Below are 2,848 nucleotides of genomic sequence, written 5' to 3'. Positions count from 1 at the left end.
CGTGAAAAACGGCTTGAAAAAAATAAAAAATTTTTTGAAATGAAGGTTGACAATTCTTATTTTCAGCATTAAGATAATAATCAATCAATGAAACATTTTTCAGGCGATGAAGAAGAAGAGTAACCTGTGTGGATTCCGAAGAGAGCCGGTGGGTGGTGCGAACCGGTGATGACGTGCAGGCGAATGGGCTTCCGAGCTTCCAAACCGAAACGATTCCGGAGTAGGCTTTGGCGAATGCCTTATCGTTACAAGAGGCAGGTATTACGTTTTTTCCCTGATACCGTCAAAGCCGGGCTGATCAAGCCAATAAAGGTGGCACCGCGGGTTCCCCGTCCTTTACATGGATTGGGAACCCTTTTTGCGTTCCGTTAAAAAAATTCCATAAAAGAAAATCGTTGAGTAAGAAGAGTATGCAAATGGCAAGCGTTCCAGAGAGCCGGCGTGGGTGGGAGTCCGGCACGAACTGCCTTTGCAGAATGGGCTTATGAGAGGTTTCCTGAACTGTGCAGTAGGGAAACACGGCTTCCCCCGTTACAGGGATAGGGTATAAAGAGTGGCTTGCTCCGTACCCGAATGAGCGGAAAGGTTTTAAATCCTTTCAAAAGAGGTGGCACCGCGTTGGAAAACGTCCTCTGTCCTGCAGCATCTAGCTGCGGGCAGAGGACGTTTTTTATTTAGCCGGGAGCCGGGATCTGTAATCGGAACCCGCCTGTTAAGTGAAGGATATTCACCCGGTTCAGCCAGGTGGCAGTCGGAGCGCGAAAAACCATCTAGTTGTGACCATTAATAAAAAAGGAGAGCGGACGGATGCAATACAAAATGGTTAAGCTAAACGGCGATGTTTTAACACCTATCATGATTTTTAAGAGACTGAAAGGAAAATGCAAGTTTTTGTTCGAAAGTTCGCTGCCAAATGACAGCAACGGCCGGTTTTCTTTTATCGGGGCTGATCCGGTAAAAGCGTTCATCGGGCGGGATGATGAACTGGAAGTGATTGACCGGATGACAGGACGGCGAGAAATAAAAAAAGGAAAGCCGCTCGATATTGTCAAAGACCTGTTGCCGCGTCTTGGCATTCAGCTTCCCTTTCCGTTTTACGGCGGGGCGGTCGGCTATATCGGCTATGACGCCATCCGCCAGTATGAAGAGATCGGCCATGTGCCGGAAGATGAAACAGGAATCCCGGATCTGCATTTGATGCTGTACCAAAACATAGCTGTTTACGACCATAAAAGCCAGACCGTCTACCTTGTTTCAACCGGGGAAGACGGAGAAGCAATAGAAAAAAATCTTGCGGCAATGGAAAAAGCGATTCGCCAGCAGACGAGCGCAGAACCATTTGTTGACTATGGCCCGGTTGATTTTGTCCCGGCCATTCAAAAGCAGGCATTTATGAAGATGGTCGAAACCGCAAAACAGCATATCGAAAACGGGGACATTTTCCAGGTTGTCCTCTCACAGCGCATGAAAGGGACGCTCTCACACGACCCGTTCTATTTTTACCGGAAGTTAAGGAAAGCGAACCCGTCCCCGTATATGTTTTATCTCGACTTCGGCGGCTATGTCGTCCTCGGGGCATCGCCGGAAAGCCTGATCAAAACGAAGGGGCGTGTGGTATATACGAATCCGATTGCGGGAACACGCCCGCGCGCCAATGCCCCGGAAGAAGATGAGCGCCTTGAAAGCGAGCTTTTACACGATGAGAAAGAACTCGCTGAACATAAAATGCTCGTTGATCTGAGCCGGAACGACCTCGGCCGGGTGTGCGAGCCCGGAAGCATCCGGGTGCAAAAATATATGGAAGTCGAACGGTTCCAGCATGTGATGCATATCGTTTCGGAAGTGCGGGGGAAATTGCGGGACGGTTTTAGCGGAATTGACGCGCTCATCTCCTGTCTTCCGGCCGGCACGGTATCAGGCGCGCCGAAAATCCGCGCGATGCAGATTATCAACAGCCTGGAAAGCCTGAAGCGCGGCATGTACGCGGGCGCGGTCGGCTATATCAATCTGAACGGCGACATTGATTTTGCACTCGCCATCCGCTCGCTCTTGATTAAAGACAACACCGCTTATTTGCAGTCGGGCGCGGGCATTGTGTACGATTCCGATCCGGAAAAAGAGTATGAAGAAACGCTCAACAAGGCGAGATCGATTCTGGAGGTACAGACGCATGATTTTATTGCTCGATAACTATGATTCGTTCACTTACAACTTGTACCAGTATTTATGCGAACTTGGGGAGGAAGTAAAGGTGTTCCGCAATGACCGGATCACCATAGATGAAATCAGAAGGCTCAAGCCGGAAGCGATTGTCCTGTCACCGGGGCCCGGCGTGCCGGAAGATGCCGGCATTTCCATTGAAACTGTAAAAACATTTTACCGGCAAGTCCCAATGCTCGGCGTCTGTCTCGGCCATCAGGCAATTGCCGCAGCGTTCGGGGCAGGGATCACAAAAGCAAAAGAAATCAAACATGGCAAAACTTCCCTTGTACGCCATGGCGGGAAAGGAATTTTCAGCGGGCAGCCGGATCCGGTCGAAGTGATGCGCTACCACTCGCTTGTCATGGACCGGACAAAGATCCCTGAAGTCCTGGAAGTGGTTGCCGAATCTCTTGATGACGGCGAAATCATGGCCATTCAACATAAATCCGCCCCGTGTTTCGGCGTCCAGTTTCATCCCGAGTCGATCGGGACGGAAACCGGTAAACAGATGCTTGAAAACTTTTTACGCGAAATCAGAAAGGATGAGAAAGTTGAAACCGTATCTTGAAAAAATTTTGGCACAAGAAGGGCTGACGTTTGAAGAAATGCGGGAAGCATCCCGCACACTGTTTTCAGATGAAGTGAC

At 49.7% G+C, this 2,848-nt stretch carries 2 protein-coding genes and 2 other annotated features; both genes read left to right on the top strand.

Going from position 1 to position 2,848, the window contains the following annotated elements; all coding sequences use genetic code 11:
* Positions 1 to 97 precede the first annotated feature (97 nt).
* Positions 98 to 340 (top strand) — a binding site (T-box leader).
* Positions 341 to 386: 46 nt separating this feature from the next.
* Positions 387 to 636: a binding site (T-box leader), on the top strand.
* A 171-nt stretch (positions 637 to 807) separates the two neighbouring features.
* On the top strand, positions 808 to 2,190 hold the full coding sequence (trpE, locus tag ACOYJQ_RS18745) for an anthranilate synthase component I (RefSeq protein ID WP_433460598.1): 1,383 nt from the start codon (positions 808 to 810) through the stop codon (positions 2,188 to 2,190).
* Positions 2,171 to 2,770 carry an anthranilate synthase component II gene (locus tag ACOYJQ_RS18740; RefSeq protein ID WP_342399533.1) on the top strand — a complete coding sequence of 200 codons (600 nt, stop codon included), beginning with the start codon at positions 2,171 to 2,173 and terminating at the stop codon, positions 2,768 to 2,770. The genes trpE and ACOYJQ_RS18740 overlap by 20 nt, the downstream gene beginning before the upstream one ends.
* Positions 2,771 to 2,848 lie beyond the last annotated feature (78 nt).

The sequence above is a fragment of the Pseudochelatococcus sp. genome, from assembly GCF_050946405.1.
GTDB lineage: Bacteria > Pseudomonadota > Alphaproteobacteria > Rhizobiales > Beijerinckiaceae > Pseudochelatococcus.
This window is presented reverse-complemented; position numbering and strand designations above follow the sequence as displayed.